The following is a 21,107-nucleotide window of genomic DNA, read 5'->3' as shown; positions in this document are numbered from 1 at the left end:
TCTCCCTTTCCATCACCCCGGTCTCGCCTGCGCGCGCTCCTCGGTCGCTGGATGGCGTGGCTGGTTGCGGCGCTGGCGCTAGGCGGCGTGCCCTTCAGCGCGGCGACCGCCGCGGCGCCGTCGATGCCGAACATCGCCTTTCACTATGGCCAGCAGCCGCCGGTGGACATGCTGCAGGCCTTCGACATCGCCGTGGTCGAGCCCGATAGCGGCTTCGATCCCGTCAAGGCCAGCGCAGCCGCGCCGCACACGGCGTGGTTCGGCTATGTCAGCGTGGGCGAGGTGCTTGCCTCGCATCCGGCCTACGCGGACATTCCCAAGGCGTGGCTGGTCGGAGCCAATGCGGCCTGGGGCGCCAAGGTGGTAGACCAGGCCGCGCCAGGCTGGCCGGCGTTCTTCGTCGACCGCTTTATCGCGCCGCTGTGGCAGCGCGGCTACCGCGGCTTCTTCTTCGATACGCTCGATTCCTACCAGATCGTGGCCAAGACCGATGCCGAGCGCGCGCGCCAGGAGGCCGGGCTGGCCGCCGTGGTGCAGGCGGTCAAGGCACGCTATCCCGAAGCCAGGCTGATCTTCAATCGCGGCTTCGAGATCCTGCCCAAGGTGCACGGGCTCGCCTATGCGGTCGCCTTCGAGTCGCTCTTCCGTGGCTGGGACCAGGGCGGCAAGCGCTACGTGGAAGTGAGCCAGAGCGACCGCGAGTGGCTGCTGGGGCAGGCGCGCACGATCCGCGAGCAGTATGGCCTGCCCGTGATCTCGATCGACTACTGTCCGCCGGCGGACCGCCAGTGCGGGCGCGACACGGCGCGACGCATCCAGGCGCTCGGCATCATGCCCTACGTCGCTGATCCCGGCCTGCAGACGGTGGGCATCGGCGCCATCGAAGTGATGCCGCGCCGCGTGCTGGTGGTGCAGGATCGCCGCCCCGAGGAGTCGCTCGACAATTCGTCCGGCGTGCGCTACGTGGCCATGCCGCTGAACTACCTGGGCTACCGCGTCGATTTCGCCGACGCCGACCAGCCGCTGCCCGAGATCGGCCGGGACCGCTACGCCGGCGTGGTGTTCTGGCTGTCGGACAATGTGGCCAGCCACCCGGGACGCTTCCAGGACTGGATTGGCGCGCGTATCGCGCAAGGCATGCCGCTGGCTTTCATGAACGGATTCGGCGCGCCGATGGGGGCATCGCTCGCTGCGCGGCTGCAGCTCGATCTGGCCAAGGGGCGCACCGCGGGGCCGGTCCAGGTACTGCAGCGGGATCCGATGATGGGCTTCGAGATGCCGGTGGCACCGGACCGGACCGCCGCCGTGCCGGTACAAGCCCGGGAGAGCGCGGGCGGCCGGTCGCTGCTGCGCCTGCGCTCCGGCGCGTTGACCTACGATGCCGCGGCGATCATGCCCTGGGGCGGCTACGTGCTGGGCCCGTACGCGGTGCGTGAGAGCGGCGTCTCCAAGCAGGCGCGCTGGGTGGTGCAGCCGCTCGACTTCCTGCGCGAGGCGCTGCGTCTGCCGGCGATGCCGGTGCCCGACGTGACCACCGAGAACGGGCGGCGCCTGCTGACCGTCCATGTCGACGGCGACGGCTTTGCCTCGCGCGCCGAGATTCCGGGCGGGGGTTTCGCGGGCGAGGTGCTGCTGCGCGAGATCTTCGATCGCTACAAGCTGCCCATGACCATGTCCGTGATCGAGGGCGAGGTCGCCCGCGACGGCATGTATCCCAAGCTGAGTGCCGAACTCGAACCGATCGCCCGCAAGATCTTCGCCCGGCCCTATGTCGAGGTGGCGAGCCACACCTATTCGCACCCCTTCGAATGGGGCCGCACCGTGAGCGGTGCTGGCGGCGGCACCCATGCCAGCGAGGGCGACGAGGCCTTCTTCCTGCCCATCCCGGGCTACAAGATGAACCTGCGGCGCGAGATCGGCGGCTCGATCGACTACATCAACCGCGTGCTGGCGCCGCCGGGCAAGCCGGTCAGCCTGATGCTGTGGTCCGGCGACTGCCAGCCGCCGGCCGAAGCGCTCAAGCTGACCGCGCAGGCCGGCGTGCTCAATATGAACGGCGGCGATACGCTGATCACGCGCAGCAATCCGACCTGGACCGACATCGCGCCGCTGGGCATCAACAAGCCGGAAGGCACCTTCCAGGTGTTTGCGCCCAACCAGAACGAGAACGTCTACACCAACCTGTGGCACGGTCCCTACTACGGCTTCGAGCGCGTCATCGAGACCTACGAGCTGACCGACAAGCCGCTGCGCTTCAAGCCGGTCAACATCTACTACCACAGCTATTCGGGCACCAAGGCCGCTTCGCTGCGCGCGCTGCGCAAGGTCTATGACTATGCGGTCAGCCAGCCGCTGCTGCCGCTGCACGCGACGGACTACGTGCGCAAGGTGATCGATTGGCAGGGCATGGCGGTGGCGCGCGAGATCGGCGCGGCCGGCGCGGCCGACACCGGCGGCGCGCCGGGCAGCGCCTGGATCGTGCGCGGCGACGGCAACCTGCGCAACCTGCGCTGGAATGGCGCGGGCGTGCCCGACTTCTCCACCGCGCGGGGCGTGACCGGCACCGCGCCGGCGGCCGGCGGCGGCGTCTACCTGTCGCTGGACGGCGGCGACGCGCGCTTCACCCTCGGCGCCGCCAGGCCCGCCGCGGCGCCGCAGATCGCCGAGGCCAGCGGCTTCGTGCGCAACTGGCGCCGCGACGGCACGGTCACCCGCTTCACGTTCAGCGGCTACTACCAGCCCTTCTTCCGCCTCTCGGGCGCCGCGCAATGCCGCGTACGCATCGATGGCAAGCCCGTACAGGGCGTAAGCGAGCGCGGCACGCTGCGCGTCGATACGCCTGCCCTCAACAATGCCGGACATAGCGAGCAACATGTCGAAGTCTCCTGCGCCGCCTGAGCGCGAGCGGCTGCTGCCGCCCGCGCTGGTGCTGGCCTTCACCGCGCTGGTCGGGGTTGGCCTGGCCGCGATATTCCCGCATGAAACATTGCGCGAACGCCTGCTGGGCGAAGACCGCAGCGTCGACGGCCTCACCGTGGCCTACCTCGAAGCCTGGCTGCGGGTGGCCCCGGAGGATATCGGCTTCCTGTCCGTGCTGGCCGAACAGTACGCGCGCACCGGCCGGCTCGACGCAGCGGAAGAGCTGCTGGAGCGCATGCAGGCGCAGGCGGTGACGGGTCCCAGGACCGGCCCCAAGACCGGCCGCGAGCAGGACGAACTGAACGCCGGCATCCTGCGCACGCGCATCGAGATCGCGCGCCAGCGGGCCTATGCGGCCACGCCCGGCACGCCCGAGCGCGATCAGTATCTGGCGCAGGCCGTGACGCTGATGGATGAGGCCGCAGGCCGCTACTGGGACTTGGCCGACCTGCAGGCGCTGGCCCGGCTCGCCCGCGAGCTGAATGCCACCGACGCCGCCACGCGGCTGTATCGCGCACTGGCATCGCGCGATGCCGCCCGTGCCGATCAGTGGAACCGGCAACTGGCCGAGCTGGCGCTGGCCGGCGGGCACTACCGCGAGTCTGCCCAGGCGCTGTTCGATGCGCAGCAACGCGCCGGCAGCCTGGACGAGCGCCGCCGCCTCTTCCTGAAGGCGCTACAGACCCTGCAGGCAGGGCAGTTGCTAGACGAGGCGCTGGCCGAGGCGGAGCGCCGCGGCGGACCGCTTCTCGACGATGCCGAGGTATTGCGCTACCTGATGCGGCTGGCGCTGGCAGCGAACCGGCCTGAGCAGGCCAGCCGCTACGCCACGCGCCTGCTGAGGCTGGAGGCGTCGCTGGGCCGGCGCGCGCCGGCCGCCGAACGCGCGCGCTTGCACCAGGCCATGGCAGCCCAGCCCTGGGCGGCGCGCGGCCTGGTGTTCCTCGATGGTCCGCATGGCCTGGCACTGCGTGCGGCGCTGGGCGAGGCCGGCGAGCCGCGGCTGCGGCGCGTGTCTGCCCGGGTGGACGGGGCGGATGCGGCGCCGGAAGCGCAGGGCGGCAAGGCTGCCAAGAATGGCGGCGCGGCGTCTGCTCCCTCCGTCCAGGTGTTGGCTGACGATTACGCGCTGGCCTACCAGGTGTTCCTCGCCGCCGGCAAGCTGGGCGAAGCCCAGCGTGTGGCGCAGGCCGCCGTCGCGCGCCTGCCGGACCAGCGGGTCTGGCGCGAGCGGCTGGCGCAGGTCGCCGAGTGGAACCGCCAGCCGCAGGTCGCCCTGAAGAACTGGCTCGACATGGCACGGGCCAGCGGTGACGAACGCGCCTGGGAAGCCGTGCTGCGCCTGGCCCCTGGCCTGTCGGACGACCAGGCCTACCTGGAGGCGCTGCGCCACCGCGCCAGCGGCGGCGGCAGCCTCGAACAGATCGACCAGGTGGTCGCCGCCTATGAGCGGCTGGGCGAGCCGGAAGCGGCCTTGGGCTTTCTGCAGGGCCTGCGGCAAGGGCCGCGCGCGCGCGAGGTCATGGAGCGCCAGGGGGCGCTGGCGGAGCGCGCCGGCATGGACGAGCGCGCCCTTGCCATCTACGGCGAGCTGCAGCGGCGCTTCGGGCCGCGCGCGGACTACGCGCTCAAGCAGGCCGGCCTGCTGTATGCGCGCGGCAAGCTGCACGAGGCCCTTGACGCCATGCTGCCTGCCATGCAGGTCACCGGTACCGACGGCGCGGTCGAACTGCGGTACTGGCGCACCTTCAATGAGCTGGCCGCGCTGAACCAGCGCGACGATCTGCTGGGCCAAGGCCACCGCAAGTTGATGCTGGCCATGGAGCGCACGCAGGATGCGCACTGCCAGGCCATGCCGCCAGGGGCGGCGCGCAACGACTGCCTGGCCGATGTGCGCGATGCCGAAGACGCCAACTTCTCCAACCTGATCGCCTACTACGACAGGTCGCCGATCGACGCGGGGCGCATTGCCGAGGCCGCCTGGCACAAGGACGGCAGTCCCGCCAAGCTGGACCTGGCGCTGTACTACTACACGCGCGCCCGCGCCTATGCGCGTGTCGCGGCCCTGCTCGGGGCCCTCGACACCACCCAGCTGCAGGCCGCCGAACGTTCGGCGTCATTCCTGGCGCGGCGCGCGGAATACTGGCGCGCCACCGGCGAGCCGGGGCGCGCGCTCGCCGACCTGCGCCGCGCCGGCAGCCTGCCCGATGCCGACAGCGAGACACAGGCGGCCCTCATGTGGGCGCTGCTCGATCTCGGCAGCGACGCGGAGGTCGGCGCCATGATGCGCCGACTGCAAGGCGAGGCCGAAGGCGACTCCGGCCTGTGGGGCGCATTTGCCGCCGGCAGCATGCGCTTCCAGGATGGCCGGACCGCGCTGCACTATCTGCGCAAGCTGAGCGATGCGCGCCGCGCCGACCCGCTGTGGCTGGGTCTGGCGGCCGATGCCTACGAGGCCATCGGCCAGGCGGACGTGGCCTGGCGCCTGCGCCGCCAGGCCTGGGTCGAACTGCATCAAGCCTGGCGGGCCGGCGGCGTCGAGGGTAGGTCGGCCGTCGCCGCCGGGGCGGATGACGAGCCGCTCGACGACGAAGTCGAGAGCGCCGAAGGCATGCCGTCGCGCGGGGACCTGCAGCGCCAGACGGTAGCGCTGGGCCAGCTCTTTGCCTCGGGCGACGTGTCTCGGCAACTGGTCGCCGAACTGCTGCGTGGCGACCGCGCGGCGGCCGCCGGTGCCAGCGATGCCGGCGGCGCGGTTTCGGCGCTGGGCGAGGTGCCTGGCCTGCCGCCGCTGGAGATGGCGCCGCCGCCGGAATTCGCGCGCCGGCAGCAGCAGGTGTCGGCCGCGGCGAAGGAGGCGGTGCTGGCCTGGACCCTGTCGTCCGAATCCGACGAGCAGGCGCGCGCCTGGCTTGCCAAGCACTATGCCGGACAACTGATGCGGCCCGCCTATGCGGAGGTCACGCTGGCGCTGTCCGCCGGCGACCTGGACGGTCTGGACCGCATCCTGGCGCGGCAGGCCGGAAGAGTGCCGGTGGCGAACCGCATCGAGGCCGAGCACAAGCTGGGCCGGCTCGCCGCGGCGCAGACGCTGGCCTTCGAGACACAGGAGCGCGCGCGCAGCGATGACGCGCTGCAGGACACGCTGCAGGAAACCCTGCTGGCCAATGCGCAGGCCATCGAGCCGCGCGTGCGCTACCTGCACCAGGCCCCGCTGGCCTTCTACGAAGGCAGCCTGGCCGCGGGTGTCCGCCTGTGGCGGGGCTACGACCTGGGTCTTGCCGGCGTCTGGCGCGACCAGCGCAGCGTCGACAGCGCGCAGTTGACAGGCGTGCCGGCGACGGACCGCCGCGCGGACGTGTCGCTCGGCTACCGCGACCCCTGGCAGAGCTGGCGCCTGTCGGTGGGGCGGCGGGACGGCCTGGACAGCATGACGACCGCGCGCTTCTTCGGCGAATGGCGCCAGGGCAGCCGCTTGACCTTCACCACGCTGGCCGGGCTGAACCAGCCCGCCGACGAATCGGCGCCCTTGCGCGTGGGCGGCGCCAAGGACGTGCTGGCCCTGGGTGCCACCTGGCGCTTCAGCCTGCGCGAGTTCGTCGGCGCGCGCGTCGAATATAGCCGCTTCGTCGGCCAGGACGGCAGCCAGCTCGGGCACGGCATGGTCTACGAGGCCGAAGCCGGCTATCGCATCCGCACCGCCTACCCGGACTACACCGTCCGCCTGCTCGGCACGCATGCCAGCTACAGCGGCGGGGACGGCGGGCTGACGCCGTTGCTGGCCACGCTGGTGCCTGCCGGACATGCCGCCACGCGCAGCTTCTACCTGCCGCAGGGCTTTACCCAGGTGGGCGTGACCTTCGGTTTCGGCACCGAGCTGGCAGAGGTGTACACGCGCAAATGGCGGCCCTTCGCCGAAGTGGGCCTGCTGTACGACACGCGTGCGCGCCATAACGCGCGCGCGCAGGCCGGCGTGGCCGGCTCGGTCTTCGGCAATGACCACCTGTCGCTCTATGTCTCGCACGAGACGGCGGCGCTCAACGGCGGCAAGCCGCTGACTGAAGCAGGCCTGCGTTATCGCTGGCTGTATTGATCAACCGTGGCGCGCGGAAGGGTTCCGCCGCCGATTGCAAGCAAGGATGGGGAGGACGAGATGAACAAGCTGAATATGGCACGCTGGCTGGCGCGTTGCGCGGCGGTGGCCGCCGCACTGTGGCTGTCGGCCTGCGCGGTGACCGACGTCGGCCGCGCACCGGCGATCGCGCGCGGCGACACCGTGGCGCTGCTGCCCATTGCCAACTACACCGAGACGCCGCAGGCCGGCCTGCGCGCCGAGGCCATCGCCGCCAGCCTGCTGCAGGCCGGCGGCAACGCCAACCTGAAGCAGTACCCGGCCAATCTCAATCCGGAAACCCTGTTCGAGCCGGCCGAGCGTGAGTCGGTGGGCCGGGCGCTGGAGTGGGCGCGCGGCGAGAAGGCACGCTATGCGCTGACCGGCGCGGTGCAGGAGTGGCGCTACAAGGTGGGCGTGGACGGTGAGCCGGCGGTCGGCATTTCCCTGCAATTGCTGGAGGTGTCCAGCGGCCAGGTGGTGTGGTCGGCCACCGGCAGCCAGAGCGGCTGGAGCCGCGAATCGCTGTCGGGTACGGCGCAGAAGCTGCTGCGGCGCCTGCTGGCACCGCTCGCGCAGAGCTGATAAGGGGAGCGCGATCGTGTCCGCCTCCGAGGTGAAGATCAGGGAAGGGCAGGGCATCGGCCGGGGCCGCGCCTACGCGCGCCTGCTGGCGCCGTCCGTGGCCGGAGCGGGCGCCCTGGTGGAACTGGCCGTCTCGATGGCGCTGGCCCTCGGCCTGGGCTATCTGCTGCGGCCGGAAGACCCGCTGATGCTGGACATGGGCTTCCCGTGGGCATGGCTGCTGCCGCTGATCCTGGCGCTGCGCTATGGCACGCTGGTCGGTGTGGGTGGCGTGCTGATGATGCTGGCCGCCTGGTATCTGTTCCACCAGGGCGGCGCCGAAGCAGGCGACTTCCCGCGCATGTTCTTCCTCGGCGGGCTCCTGCTGATACTGGTGGCCGGCCAGTTCGGCGATGTGTGGGGCAACCGGCTGGCGCGGGCGCGCGCCGTCAACCGCTACCTGGACGAGCGCCTGTCCGCGCTGACCAAGAGCCACTACCTGCTGCGCCTCTCGCACGCGCGGCTCGAGAACGACCTGCTGGCGCGCCCCACCACGCTGCGCGACACGCTGGCGCAGATGCGCGGCGTTGCCCGCGATGCCGACGCGCGCGACGGCGCGCTGGCCGGCGCGCAGGCCATGATGCAGCTGGCCGCACAGGCCTGCCAGGTCGAGTCCGCGGCGCTCCATCCCTGCCGCGGCGAGGTGCCGCTGGCCGAGGCGGCGGCAAGAGTCGGCCCCGCCTTCGACCTGGATCCGGCCGACCCGCTGGTGGAGGCATGCTTGCGCACGCGCCAGGCGGCGCACTTGCGCTCCGACGGGCTGCAGCACGAAGCAGGGTCGCCACGCACGCGCTACGTCGCCGTCGTCCCGGTGCTGGCCGGCTCGGACCACTTGCTGGGCCTGCTGGTGGTGGAGCGGATGCCCTTCCTTTCCTTGAACTACGAGAACCTGCAGTTGCTGATGGTGCTGGCCAGCTACTACGCCGACGGCGTCGAGCATGCCGCGGCCACGCATGGCATCGAGTCCGCGCTGCCCGCCTGCCCGCCCGCCTTCGCGCTGGACTATGCGCGGCTGGCGCGCCTGCGCGCGCAGGCCGGCGTGCAAAGCTCCGTGGTGGCGCTGGTGTTCGACCTCGACGAAGCGAGCGACGCGCCCTACGAAGCCGTGGTGCGCAGCCGGCGCGAGCTGGATGTGGCCTGGCAGCTGCGGGGTAGCCGCCGGCGTGCGCTGGTCACCTTGATGCCCTTGTCGGATGCGCGGGCGGTGTCGGCCTATCTGCTGCGCATCGAAGCCATGCTGCGGGCGCAGCTCGGCACGGACCTGGCGCAGTTGCGCGTGGGCGTGCACAGCCTCAGCGTGCCGGCCGAGGGCGCCGTCGAGCCGCTGGTGCGCTTGCTGCAGCGCATCGGGGTGGACGGGGTGGGCGGCGGGGCCGGACAGCAGGACGACGCCTCGCTGCGCCAGGCGCAGGGCGAGGCCGGCCTGCCGTCGTCGTTGGCGCATGCCGGGCATGCCGCGCCTGCCGGAAAGGCGGCCCATGGTTAAGCTCACCGCCAGCGGCATCGCCGCGCAACTGGCCGCGCTGGCAGTGCTGGCGCGCGCCGGCAACAGCATCGGCCTGCTGCTGCTCTTCCTGCTGCTGCAGGGCGCGGCGGCGGCGCTGCTGGCGCTGGCGCTGTGGCGGCTGCTGCCGCGCCGGATGCGCACGCCCTTCGCCTGGAGCTACGGCTACCTGGCCGCCTTCTGCTTCTTCGTGCCGCTGGGCGGCGTGCTGTTGTGCCTGGGCGGCTGGGTGCTGGGACGCCTGCTGCCGGCGCCCGGCCGCGGCGGCGGCATTGCCGCCGTGGGGCTGCCCGAGTTCGTCACCGGGCTGGTCGCGCGCGTCAGCCACGGCGGCGGAGCGCGGCTGCGCGCCCAGTTGTCGAATGAGCGCGCACCGCTGCCGGAGCGGCTCAATGCGCTGGCCGCCATGCAGGCTATGCCGGCGCGCTCGGCCAGCCCGCTGCTGCGCACGCTGCTGGCCGACAACGCCGACGATGTGCGCCTGCTCGCCTATGGCATGCTCGACGGCGCCGAAAAACGGTTGACGCAGCAGATCCTGGCCGAACTGCCACGCCTGGAGAGCGCCGCCACGCCGCAGGCGCGCGGCGAGATCCACAAGCGGCTGGCCGACCTGTACTGGGAGCTGATCTACCAGAACCTGGTGCAGGGCGATGTCTACCGCCACACCGCGGAACAGGCCGAACACCACGCCGCCGCCGCGCTTGCCGCCGATCGCGGCAACGCCGCGCTGTGGTTCATGCGCGGCCGCCTCGCGCTGGCGCGCCGGGACACCGACCGGGCGCGCGACTGGCTGACCCATGCCGAGTCGCTCGGCTTTGCACGCGAGCGTGTGGTCCCCCTGCTGGCCGAGGCCGCCTACCTGGAGCGCGACTATGCCGAGGTCCGCGCCTTGATGGCTGCCTTCGGCAGCGCCTCTCCCTTGCCGCTGCTGCGGCCCGTCCTGCGCTACTGGCAACCATGAGTGAGATCCTTGTCCAAGGCCGCGAGGCCGACGTCGCCCTCCTGCTCGAGGGCACCTTTCCCTTTGTCAGCGGCGGCGTGTCGAGCTGGGTCAACCAGATGATCCGCGCCTTCCCGTCGCTGCGCTTCGCCATCGTCTTCATCGGCAGCCGGCGCCAGGACTACGGCAAGATGGCCTACACCCTGCCCGATAATGTCGTGCACCTGGAGACGCACTACCTGTACGACTTCGCGCCGGCGCCCCTGGTGCACGGCAGCGCCGGCGACGCACAGGCCTTCGCCGCCTCCGCGCGCCTGCACGAGGCGCTGCGCACGCCCGGCCGGCAAGAGGCGGCGGGCGCGCTGCTGCGCGAGCTGCTGCCGGCGCTCGGGGCCGGCGGGGCGCTGGGCGAAGATGCCTTCCTGTATAGCCGCCGCGCGTGGGAGGCCATCGCCGACTCCTACCGGCGCTACTGCACCGATCCCTCCTTCACGGACTATTTCTGGACCGTGCGCATCATGCACAAGCCGCTGTGGCAGCTGGTGCGCATCGCCGAAGGCATGATCCCGGCACGGGTCTATCACACGGTGTCGACCGGCTACGCGGGCTTCCTCGGCGCCCTGCTGCGCTACCGCAACCGGCGTCCGCTGCTGGTGTCCGAGCATGGCATCTACACCAAGGAGCGGAAGATCGACCTGTTCCAGAGCCAGTGGATCCGCGACAACCGCAATGTGTTCGAGCGTGACGTTTCGCAGATCAGCTACTTCCGCGAATTGTGGGTGCGCTTCTTCGAGACGCTGGGGCGGACCTGCTACGACGCAGGCGAGCGCATCGTCGCCCTCTACGAAGGCAACCGGCTGCGCCAGGTCGCCGACGGTGCGTCGGCGGCGCGCACCAGCACCATTCCCAATGGCATCGACCTGCCGAGGCTGGCCGCGCTGCGCGCGCAGCGCCCGCCAGGCGTGCCGCTCGTGCTGTGCCTGATCGGCCGGGTGGTGCCCATCAAGGACGTGAAGACCTTCTTGCGCGCCATGCTGACGGTGGTCAGGCAATGCCCGCAGGCCGAGGGCTGGATCGCCGGCCCCGAGGACGAGGATCCGGAATACGCGGCGGAATGCCGCAACCTGGTGGAAAGCCTGGGATTGCGCGACAGGGTGAAGTTCCTGGGCTTCCAGCGCATCGATGCGCTGCTGCCGCGCGTCGGCGTGCTGGTGCTCAGTTCCATCAGCGAGGCGCTGCCGCTGGTGGTGCTGGAGGGCTTCGCCGCCGGCGTGCCCTGTGTGACCACCGATGTGGGCGCCTGCCGCGAACTGGTCCATGGCCGTGCGGGAGAGGACGCGGCGCTGGGCGCGGCGGGCGGCGTGGTGCGCATCGCCGACCCCGAGGCCCTGGCCGCCGAGGCCTTGTCGCTGCTGACCGTGCCGCAGCGCTGGCAGGCGGCGCAGGCCGCCGGCATCGCGCGTGTCGAGCGTTACTACACGCAAGAGCAGATGGTAGGGAGCTACCGCGCCTTGTACGAAGAACTTGCCGGGCAGCCGGACTACGCGGCGCCGGGGCAGTCCGGCGCCGGGGCCGGCGGCAATCCGGCACGCTGCCCGATGCGTTGCCCCGTAAGCGGGAGGCACTGAGATGGCCGGCATCGGATTCGAATTGCGCAAGATGATGCGCCGCGACAGCCTGTCCGGCGTGCTGGGCGCCTACGCCTACGCGGGCATCATCAGTTCCGGGCCGTGGATCCTGTCCATCGTCGGCATCCTGCTGATCGGCGTGCTGAGCCTGCCTTTGGTGGTGCCGGGGGTGCAGATCACCCAGTTCCAGGTGTCGGTGACCTACCTGATCGCCGGCAGCCTGATCCTGACCGGGCCCATGCAGCTCTCGTTCACCCGCTTCACCTCGGACCGGCTGTTCGAGAAGCGCGATGACCTGGTACTGTCCAATTACCACGCGGTGGCGCTGCTGGTCACGCTGTTGTCGGGCGGGACCGGCCTGGTGGCCGCGCTGTTCGCCTTCCCGGCGCAGTCGGTGCTGTACCGGCTGCTGATGATGGCGGGCTTCGTGGTGATGGGGAATATCTGGATCGCGGCGATCTTCCTGTCGGGCATGAAGCAGTACAAGGCCATCGTCTGGAACTTCCTGTTCGGTTACGGCATCAGCGTAGCGGCCGCGCTGGCCTTGCGCGGCCAAGGCCTGGAAGGGCTGCTGGCGGGCTTCGTGGCCGGCCAGCTGTGCCTGCTCACCGGCATGGCGGCGCTGATCTACCGCAACTACAGCAGCCCGCGCTTCATTTCCTTCGAGGTGTTCGAGCGCCGCCGCCTGTATCCCACCCTGATGGCGATCGGCCTGCTGTACAACCTCGGCGTGTGGGCCGACAAGTTCATGTTCTGGTACGCGCCGTCCACCGGGCAGCAGGTGATCGGCCCGCTGCACGCCTCCATCATCTATGACATCCCGGTCTTTCTTGCCTATCTGGCGATCATTCCGGGCATGGCGGTGTTCCTGGTGCGCATGGAGACGGACTTCGTCGAATACTACGATGCCTTCTACGATGCGGTGCGCGGTGGCGCCTCGCTGCAGCATATCGAGGACATGCGCAACACCATGGTGCGCACGATCCGGCTGGGCCTGTATGAAATCGTCAAGGTGCAGGCGATCGCGTCGCTGCTGCTGTTCGCGGCAGGCAGGTGGGTGCTGCAGATGCTGGGCATTTCGGAGCTCTACCTGCCGCTGCTCTATGTGGACGTGATCGGCGCCAGCCTGCAGGTGGTACTGCTGGGCGTGCTCAACATCTACTTCTACCTGGACCGGCGCCGCGAAGTACTGCTGCTGACAGCGCTGTTCCTGGTGCTGAACCTGGGCCTGACGCGGCTCACGCTGGCGCTCGGGCCGGCCTGGTACGGCTACGGCTTCGCGCTCGCGCTGCTGGTGGTGGTGGCGCTGTCCTTGTGCCTGCTGGACCGCAAACTCGGCCGTCTTGAGTATGAAACCTTCATGCTGCAATGACGAAAACGCTGAGTTGTCCCGTGATCCTTCCCCTACTTTTCCAGGGTCGACGGATGGGGCATCAGTTATGTAACATGGCAAAGGCGATGCGCCCCAGCGCATCCCCGGAGCCGTGCCAGGTGGGTGCGGCGGAGGCGGAAGAGGGATGTATGAGAATTGCCTCGGTCGAGGACGACAAGGACCAATCTGAGCTGATCCGGCAGATTCTTGAAGAGGCCGGCCATGAGTGCGCCAGCTTTGCGGACGGCAGGAGCCTGCTGCGGGCGTTGCGCGACCAGGTATTCGACCTGCTGGTGGTCGACTGGCAGTTGCCCGATATCGCCGGCCCCGAGATCGTTGCCTGGGTGCGGCAGAATTCCGGCCGCCTGCCGCCCATCCTGTTCTTGACCAGCCGCTCCCAGGAAGAAGACATCGTCGCGGGCCTGACCGTGGGCGCCGACGACTACATGATCAAGCCGATCCGGCGCGCCGAGCTGAATGCGCGCGTGCAGGCGCTGCTGCGCCGCGCCTACCCGGAAGCGGCCCAGCAGGAAGAGATCATCCGCCAGGGCAATTATGTGCTGGATGCCGGCGCGCGTACCGTCACCGTGGGCGGGGAGCTGGCCGATGTGTCGCCGCGCGAGTTCGAACTGGCGCTGTTCCTGTTCCGCAATATCGACCGGCTGCTGTCGCGCGAGGTCGTGGAGCAGGCCGTGTGGGGGCGCAGCATCGGGGCGGGCTCGCGCACGCTGGATACGCATATGTCCCGGCTGCGCATCAAGCTGGCATTGCGTCCAGAGAATGGCGTCAGGCTGACGTCGGTCTATTCCCACGGTTACCGTTTTGAGAGCGTGAATGCAGCGGATGAGCAGGCGGAATGAAGGAAGCCGGTGCGGCGCCACACGGCGGCTGGCCGGCTTGTTGCTGGGCGTGGCCAGTGCCACGTGCGTCACGCCGGTGCTGGCACAGCCCGCCGGCACGGAGGGCGAGGATTTCATCCACATCGTGCAGCCGGGCGATACGCTGATCGGCCTGGCGAACCGGTACATGGTCCGGTCCGAGAGCTGGCGTGCGGTGCAGCAACTCAACCGCGTCGATGACCCGTACCGGCTCCAGCCGGGCACGCGCATCCGCATCCCGTTGAAGTACATCGCCGAACAAGCGGGCAGCGCGCGCGTGGTGGCCGCGCACGGCGACGTCCGCGCCAATGGTGCGCCGCTGCGCGCCGGCATGCAGCTGGCCGAGGCGGCAAGAGTCGAGACCGGCGTCAACGGCCTGGTGACGATCGAATTGTCGGACCGCTCGCGCGTGACGCTGCCGCCAGCGAGCGTGGTGCAGGTGCGGCGCCTGCGCGCATTCTCCAAGACCGGACTGACCGATTCGGTGTTCACCGTGAGCACCGGCGCGGCCGAGGCACAGGTGGCGCCGAGCGGCACGGGCGTGGGCCGCTTCGAGATGCGCACGCCGATGATGGTGACCGGTGTGCGCGGCACGCGGTATCGCGTGGCGGCGGACGATGGCGGCAACCGCAGCGAAGTGCTGCAGGGCCTGGTCGGCGTCGCCGGCGCGGGGGCGGCCGGCGCCAGGACCAAGCTGTCGGCCGGCTATGGCGTGTCCGCCGCGGCCGGCGGGCGGCTGGCGGCGCCGCTGCGCTTGCCTGAGCCTCCGGCGCAGCAGGCGCTGCCGCAGCCGGTGCTGGGCGCGACGGCCATGCTGCAGTGGCAGCCGGTCGACGGCGCCACGGCCTACCGCGTGGTGGTGTCGCGCGATGCCGAACAGACCGAGTGGCTGTCCACGCAGCAGCTTGCCGCGACGCATGCCACCTTGGCCGACCTGCCCGAGGGCGATCTCTATGTGGGCGTCAGTTCCGTCGGCGCGCAGCACCTGACCGGACGGGCTTCGGTGCAGCGCTTCACCGTCAAGCTGAACCCGCCGGCGCCGTTCATGCTGCGCCCGGGCAAGGACTCCACGCAGTACGGCCAGCGCGTCGGCTTTGCCTGGGCCCGGGTCGAGTCCGGCGTGCACGCCTACGAGTACGAGGTCGCCGGCGATGCGGATTTCTCCGGCGATGTGCGGCCCATGCGCGGCGAGCAGATCGAAACCAGCAGCGAGCTGGCGGTGGGCAAGTGGTGGTGGCGGGTGCGCTCGCTGGACGGCGCGGGCATGCCCGGGCCGTGGTCGGAGGCGGTGCCCTTCACCGTGGAGCCGCCGCCACCCCAGCCGAGCCTGGCCGACGATGGCGGCGATACGCTGCGCATCCGCTGGCCCGGGGCGGCTGCGGCCGGCGTTGCCTATCGCGTGCAGCTGGCCGACGATGCCAGCTTCGCGCATCCGCTGGTGGACGAGCGCACCGAGACCAATGAGCTGGCCCTGCCACGCCCGGCCTCGGGCGCGTACTATGTGCGCGTCGCGCGCGAAGGGGGCGGGGATGGCAACGGGGGTGGCAAGGGCGCGGTCAGCGATGCGGCATTTTCGGCACCGCAGCGCTTCGAGGTCGTGCAGTACCTGCGCGATGGCGCCGGCCAGCCCATCGGCGGCACGGGCGGCATGATCCGCCGTGGACAATAGGCGACCCGGCAAGCTGCGAGACGCGCTGGCGGCGTATCTGGCGCCGTACCGGCGCCGTACCCTGCTGGACTGGTGGCTGCTCAGCGCCGCCGTGATCGCCCTGGCCGTCGCCTGCGTCCACTGGCAGTGGACCGAGCGCGCCGACCTTGCCGTCTACGATATCGCCATTGCCGCGCAGTCCCACGCGCCGCAGCGCGACATCATCATCGTCGCCATCGACGACGCCAGCATCACCTCGATCGGGCGCTGGCCGTGGCGCCGCGCCGTGCTGGCCGAACTGATCGACCGCATCGCCGCCGGCAAGCCACGCGTGATCGGGCTGGACATCATCCTGTCCGAGCCCGACCTGCGTTCGCCCGGTGACGACGAGGCGCTGGCGGCCGCCATGGCTCGCGCGGGCAATGTGGTGTTGCCTGCCCTGCCCGAGGCGGTTGGCGGCGGCTGGACGATCCGCTACCCGATGCCGGGCCTCGGGGCCGCCGCCATCGGGCATATCGACATGGCCGTCGACGTCGACGGCGTAGCCCGGCAGGTATTCCTGCGCGAAGGCCTGCCCGGCGCCATGCTGCCGCACTTCTCGACGGTGATGGCCGGATTCGGCCGCAGCGAGCGGCCGGTGGCCAGCTACCGCCACGAGGCTGCGCCCGACGCCGCCCGCGTGGATGGCGACTGGCAGCGGCGCTACCTGGTGCGCATTCCCTATGCCGGCCCGCCCGGCACCTTTCCGCGGGTCTCCGTGCGCGACGTGCTGAGCGGTGCGGCCTCCCCCGCGATCTTCCGCGGCAAGGCCGTACTGGTCGGCGCAGCCGCGACCGGCCTGGGCGACGTGTTCCCCACGCCGGTATCGCGCGACGGCCGCGGCATGAGCGGCGTCGAGATCCTGGCCAACACCATCCAGGCACTGGAACGGGACAGCGTCATCGTGGCCGTTTCGCCGCCGTGGTTCTGGGGTGGCACCGTGGTGCCCATCCTGCTGGCGGCGCTGGCGGCGCTGATCCTGGCGCCCCGCACGGCACTGCTGGTCAGCGGGCTGCTGGCGGCCGGCGTGTTCATGGCCAGCCTGCTGCTGATAGGCTTTGCCCATCTGTGGTTCGCCCCGGCTCCCGCCATCATCGGCTGCCTGCTGTTCTACCCCCTGTGGAGCTGGCGCAGGCAAGAGGCGGTGCTGCGCTTTCTGGCAAGCGAGGCCGCACGGCTGGAGGCCGAGCCGGGCGTGCTCGGCGCTCCGGCGCCGCGCGGCCCGGCGGGCCGCTCGCTAGATCACCGTATGGAGGCGGTCTACCGCATGAGCTCGCGCTTGCGCGACCTGCGGCAATTCCTGTCGGACGCCCTGGAAAGCCTGCCGGAGGCCACCGTGATCAGCGCGCCGGACGGCCGCCTGCTGCTGGCCAACCGGCGCTGCGTGGCGCTGTGCGCCTGCGAGAGCGGGCTCGCGACGGACGAGGCGGGGCCCTTGGGCGCCGGCGTGCCGCCCGACGTGCGCGCCTTGCTGGGCATGCTGTTCCCCGCCGCAGGGCCGGGACTGGCCTACTGGGAGGCCCTTCACGCCGCCTTGTCGACGGGCGAGGCCGGCCAGCAGGATAGCGAAGAGGGTGGCGTGGAGCTGAGCACGCGCGACGAGCGGCCCTTCCTGGTGCGCGGGGCTGCCTTGCGCAGCAGCAGCGGCGGGCTGGCGGGGGTGATCGTCAGCCTGATCGACATTTCCGAGGTGCGCCGCGCCGAGCGCCAGCGCGAGCAGACGCTGCGCTTCCTGTCCCACGACATGCGTTCGCCGCAGGCTTCCATCCTGGCCTTGCTCGAATTGCAGGCCGACGCTGCCAAGGCCTTGCCGCAGCCGGCGCTGCTGGCCCGCATCGGGGGGCTGGCCAGGCGCACGCTGGACCTGGCCGATGACTTTATCCGGCTGGCGCGCGCGGAGACGCAGCCGCTGCGCCTGATGGAGGCCGACCTCGCCGGCCTGGTGCTGGATGCCACCGATGCGCTGTGGGCGCAGGCCAGCGCGCGCCGCATCGAACTGAAGCTGGATATCTGCGAAGAGCCCTGCGTGATGATGGCCGAGCCGGCCATGCTGGCGCGCGCGGTCGCCAACCTGGTCGGCAATGCGATCAAGTTCAGCCCGGACGGCGGCACCGTCACCGTGGCACTGGCCCAGGCGCCGGGCGCCTACCTGATCCGGGTGTCCGACCAGGGGCCGGGCATTGCCGAGGAAGACCAGGCCAGGTTGTTCCGTCCTTTCAGCCGCCTGCACGAGGGCGAGCAGGGGGCGCCGGGCGGCGTCGGCCTGGGGCTGGTGTTCGTGCGCACGGTGGTGCAGCGCCATGGCGGGGCCATGGCCGTCGAGAGCCGGCGGGGAGCCGGCGCGACTTTCATCATGCGCCTGCCGGCGCCGCGGAGCTAGCGGCGTGCCGTCTGCGCGGCGTCATGTGCGGCCACAGGCTGGCTCAGCACGCGGCTTTCCATCTGCTTGATCTTGCGTGCCTCGCCCGCTTCCTTGCCCTGCTGCAAGGTGACGCAGAGCACCGAGAACAGTGCTGCGGCGACCATGGCCATGGCGAGATAGCCGATTACCTTCTTGCGGTCCATCGACGGTCGGGTCCTAAGGTGGGGAAAGAGGCGGAGTTTAAGGGGCGCCGGCGCCGCCTACTGCAAACAATTGCAATGACGGCAGCCGCCGGGGCCGTCTTCGCCGTCGCGGATCGTTTCCCGACACAATTGTTGGCAGTACGCTGGCAAAGCTGTCAGTAACATCCCGATTCCGCCAGAACGACCTCGATCTGCGCGGTTTTCGTGCCCGCCCAGCCCCCCGCAAGCAATTCTGGTGCGGGCACTCTTTTTCTGCTGGGCTATGCCCACTCTTCCCGCCCACCGCCCACCGCGACACAGCATCGTCGCGCACGGTCTGTTCAGCTTGCCACCCCTGCGGCACCCTCCTGCAGCAATCCGATCATCCGTTGCGCCAGCGGCGACACGTAGGCACCTTCGCGCGAGATCACGCCGATATGGCGCCGCAGGTCGAGTTCTTCCTGGCGCAGGTTCAACGGCCGCAGGCCGGCGGTGGCGACGCTCTCTCGCGCGCTGGCGATCGCCAGTATGCGGGTGCCCTCGATCAACCGGAACAGCGAGGTGCTGCCGAAATCGATTTCGATGCGCAGCCGCGGCTCGCCCAGCCCGTGCTGGCGGAAGGCTGCGTCGACCTGCTGGCGCAGCACGATATGGGATTCGGGCAGCAGCCACTCCTGGTCGGCCAGGTCTGCGAGCCGCAACAGTCCGCGCTGCAGCAGCGGATGATGCTGGTCGGCGACCACCGCCAGGCTGTCATCGTAGAGCGGGGTGCTGGCGAATTCGCCGGCGCGCAGCCTGGGCAGGGGCGCAACGGCCAGATCCAGCCCGCCGGCCAACAGCGCGTCGTTCAGGTCGCGGGCCAGCCGCCTGTGCAGCCGCAGGCGGGCGGCGGGGCGTTCGCGCAGCAGCCGGCGGCAGGCGTTCAGTACCAGCGCGTCGGCTATCGAAGGTGAATAGCCCAGCCGCAGCAGCCCGAGCTGGCCGGTGCGGATGCCTTGCATTTCCTTGATCGCGTCGTCGTACTCGAGCTGGATGCGGCGCGCGCGATCGAGGAAGAGGGTGCCGGCTTCCGTCGGCCGCATGCCGCTGGCGCTGCGCTCGAACAGCGGTAGGCCTGCCTGTGCCTCCACGCGCTGGATGGCCTTGGTCAACGCGGGCTGGCTGAGCCCGAGCGCTTCCGCCGCGCGTCCGATGCTGCCATGCGCCGCGATCGACAGCAGGTACTCCAGATCCCGTGTCTCCATCTGCACATTCCCAATGGTTATGACTTGATAGCCAATGCTGCATTGTAGTGATGGGCGGCATCTTACAGACTGGGGCCAGGATTCATCAAGGAGACATCGATGGCTTTTGCCCTATTCCTGCGGCGGGCTGCGCGCTACTGGGGAGACCAGGCCGCAGTCATGCACCGCGACCGCGTGCTCAGCTACCGCGAACTCGACCAGCGCTCCACGCGGCTGGCCAACGCCCTGCTCGGGCTCGGGCTGCGCCCCGGGGATCGCGTGGCCGTGCAATCGCGCAATTGCACGGAACTGGTGGAGATCGAGTGCGCGCTGTACAAGTCCGGACTGGTCAAGGCGGCGCTGAACCCGCGCTTCACCGCGGCGGAGGCCAGCGACGTGGTGGAAAACTGTACGCCGCGCGTGTTTATCGGCGGCACAGGCTTTACGGACTATTCCGCAGCGACGCCCGGCTTCGCCGCGATCGAGGCCTTCGTCGCCATCGGTGCGCCGGCGCCGGGCTATGCCGGCTACGAAGACCTGCTCGCGAGCGGTGGCACCGAACTGCCGTCGCACGTGCCGGCACCAGCGGACCTGGCGGTGCTGCATTTCTCTTCCGGCTCCACCGGCAAGATCAAGGCCGCCATGCAGAGCTATGGCAATCGCGTGGCGGCACTGCGCAAGATGCTGCTGGGCATGGACGGCATGGCGCGCCCCGGCGACCGGCTGGCGCTGATCGGCCCAGTCACGCACGCCTCCGGCATGCTGATGCAGCCATTCCTGTACTGCGGCGCCACGCTGGTGCTGTTCGACAAGTTCGAGCCCGCTCACTTCCTGGCCGAGGTGGCGCGACTGCGCATCACGCACGCCTTTATGGTGCCCGCAATGATTCACATGCTGCTGGCCGAACCGGCGCTCGCTCACGCCGACCTGAGCAGCCTGAAGACGCTGAGCTACGGCGCCGCACCGATGGCACCCGCGCGCATCCGCGAGGCGTGGGAGCGCATCGGGCCGATTCTCTCGCAGGGCTATGGCGCCAGCGAGTCCACCTCGGGCGTGACCCGGCTGTCCACCGCCGACCACGCGCAGGCGCTGGCCAGCCGGCCCGAGCGCCTCGCTTCCTGCGGGCGGTCGCATGGCGAGACCGAGGTGCGCGTGGTCGACGAGCAAGGACAGGAAGTGGAGCCCGGCGCGATCGGCGAGATCGTGATCCGCGGCGACGATGTGTTCCAGGGCTACTGGGGCGAGCCGGAGCTGACGCGCGAGGTGCTGGCCGACGGCTGGCTGCGCACGGGAGACCTCGCACGGGTGGACGAGGAGGGCTTTATCTACCTGGTGGACCGCATGAAGGACATGATCATCTCGGGCGGCTTCAACGTCTATCCGACCGAGGTCGAGGCCGTGCTCTACCAGCATCCCGACGTGATGGAGGCCTGCGTGATCAGCGTGCCCGACGCGACCTGGGGCGAGAGCGTGAAGGCGGTGGTGGCGCTGCGGCCCGGCGGCAGCGCCGACGCCGAGGCGTTGATCGCGCACTGCCGCGCGCGCATCGCGGACTACAAGACGCCGCGTTCGGTGGAGTTTGTGCGTGAGCTGCCCAAGAACGCCAGCGGCAAGGTGGCGCGCAAGATCGTGCGCGAACCGTATTGGCAGGGCGTGGCCCGCCGTGTGAACTGAGGA

General features: G+C 70.4%; 13 protein-coding genes. 11 read left to right on the top strand and 2 right to left on the bottom strand.

What is annotated here, in order from left to right:
* Positions 1-51: 51 nt before the first annotated feature.
* From AC1Z3O_RS29885 to AC1Z3O_RS29840, 10 genes are all read left to right on the top strand, one after another.
* Positions 52-2,898 (top strand): bifunctional glycoside hydrolase/polysaccharide deacetylase family protein, encoded by a 2,847-nt coding sequence (locus AC1Z3O_RS29885; RefSeq protein WP_483520159.1) that lies wholly within the window; start codon positions 52-54, stop codon positions 2,896-2,898.
* Positions 2,873-7,012 carry a tetratricopeptide repeat protein gene (locus AC1Z3O_RS29880; RefSeq protein WP_483520158.1) on the top strand — a complete coding sequence of 1,380 codons (4,140 nt, stop codon included), beginning with the start codon at positions 2,873-2,875 and terminating at the stop codon, positions 7,010-7,012. The genes AC1Z3O_RS29885 and AC1Z3O_RS29880 overlap by 26 nt, the downstream gene beginning before the upstream one ends.
* Before the next feature lie 60 nt (positions 7,013-7,072).
* Positions 7,073-7,615 (top strand): penicillin-binding protein activator LpoB, encoded by a 543-nt coding sequence (locus AC1Z3O_RS29875; RefSeq protein WP_483520156.1) that lies wholly within the window; start codon positions 7,073-7,075, stop codon positions 7,613-7,615.
* A 16-nt stretch (positions 7,616-7,631) separates the two neighbouring features.
* The gene (locus AC1Z3O_RS29870) at positions 7,632-9,140 is read left to right on the top strand and encodes a PelD GGDEF domain-containing protein (RefSeq protein ID WP_483520154.1); all 1,509 of its coding nucleotides are present in this window, start codon (positions 7,632-7,634) and stop codon (positions 9,138-9,140) included.
* The gene (locus tag AC1Z3O_RS29865; RefSeq protein ID WP_483520153.1) at positions 9,133-10,119 is read left to right on the top strand and encodes a tetratricopeptide repeat protein; all 987 of its coding nucleotides are present in this window, start codon (positions 9,133-9,135) and stop codon (positions 10,117-10,119) included. The genes AC1Z3O_RS29870 and AC1Z3O_RS29865 overlap by 8 nt, the downstream gene beginning before the upstream one ends.
* Complete coding sequence (gene pelF, locus AC1Z3O_RS29860; protein ID WP_483520151.1) at positions 10,116-11,726, top strand: GT4 family glycosyltransferase PelF; 1,611 nt, start codon at positions 10,116-10,118, stop codon at positions 11,724-11,726. Before AC1Z3O_RS29865 ends, pelF begins: the two co-directional genes overlap by 4 nt.
* 1 nt (position 11,727) lies before the next feature.
* A complete protein-coding gene (gene pelG, locus AC1Z3O_RS29855; protein WP_483520149.1) occupies positions 11,728-13,098 on the top strand; it encodes an exopolysaccharide Pel transporter PelG in 1,371 nt (456 codons plus the stop codon).
* A 149-nt stretch (positions 13,099-13,247) separates the two neighbouring features.
* The gene (locus tag AC1Z3O_RS29850; RefSeq protein WP_483520147.1) at positions 13,248-13,958 is read left to right on the top strand and encodes a response regulator transcription factor; all 711 of its coding nucleotides are present in this window, start codon (positions 13,248-13,250) and stop codon (positions 13,956-13,958) included.
* A complete protein-coding gene (locus tag AC1Z3O_RS29845; protein ID WP_483520145.1) occupies positions 13,942-15,645 on the top strand; it encodes a FecR domain-containing protein in 1,704 nt (567 codons plus the stop codon). The genes AC1Z3O_RS29850 and AC1Z3O_RS29845 overlap by 17 nt, the downstream gene beginning before the upstream one ends.
* Positions 15,635-18,043 carry a CHASE2 domain-containing protein gene (locus AC1Z3O_RS29840; protein ID WP_483520144.1) on the top strand — a complete coding sequence of 803 codons (2,409 nt, stop codon included), beginning with the start codon at positions 15,635-15,637 and terminating at the stop codon, positions 18,041-18,043. The genes AC1Z3O_RS29845 and AC1Z3O_RS29840 overlap by 11 nt, the downstream gene beginning before the upstream one ends.
* Here the strand turns inward: AC1Z3O_RS29840 and AC1Z3O_RS29835 are convergent.
* Together AC1Z3O_RS29835 and AC1Z3O_RS29830 are read right to left on the bottom strand one after the other, a co-directional pair.
* Positions 18,040-18,228 carry a hypothetical protein gene (locus AC1Z3O_RS29835; protein ID WP_483520142.1) on the bottom strand — a complete coding sequence of 63 codons (189 nt, stop codon included), beginning with the start codon at positions 18,226-18,228 and terminating at the stop codon, positions 18,040-18,042. The genes AC1Z3O_RS29840 and AC1Z3O_RS29835 overlap by 4 nt on opposite strands.
* Before the next feature lie 320 nt (positions 18,229-18,548).
* Positions 18,549-19,451, bottom strand: a complete 903-nt coding sequence (locus AC1Z3O_RS29830; RefSeq protein ID WP_483520140.1) for a LysR family transcriptional regulator — start codon at positions 19,449-19,451, stop codon at positions 18,549-18,551.
* 99 nt (positions 19,452-19,550) lie between these two features.
* Here AC1Z3O_RS29830 and AC1Z3O_RS29825 point away from each other — a divergent pair, with 99 nt between their 5' ends.
* On the top strand, positions 19,551-21,104 hold the full coding sequence (locus AC1Z3O_RS29825; RefSeq protein ID WP_483520138.1) for an AMP-binding protein: 1,554 nt from the start codon (positions 19,551-19,553) through the stop codon (positions 21,102-21,104).
* The last annotated feature ends 3 nt before the right edge of the window (positions 21,105-21,107 follow it).

Source organism: Cupriavidus sp. 09_S30 (assembly GCF_056930435.1).
This window is presented reverse-complemented; position numbering and strand designations above follow the sequence as displayed.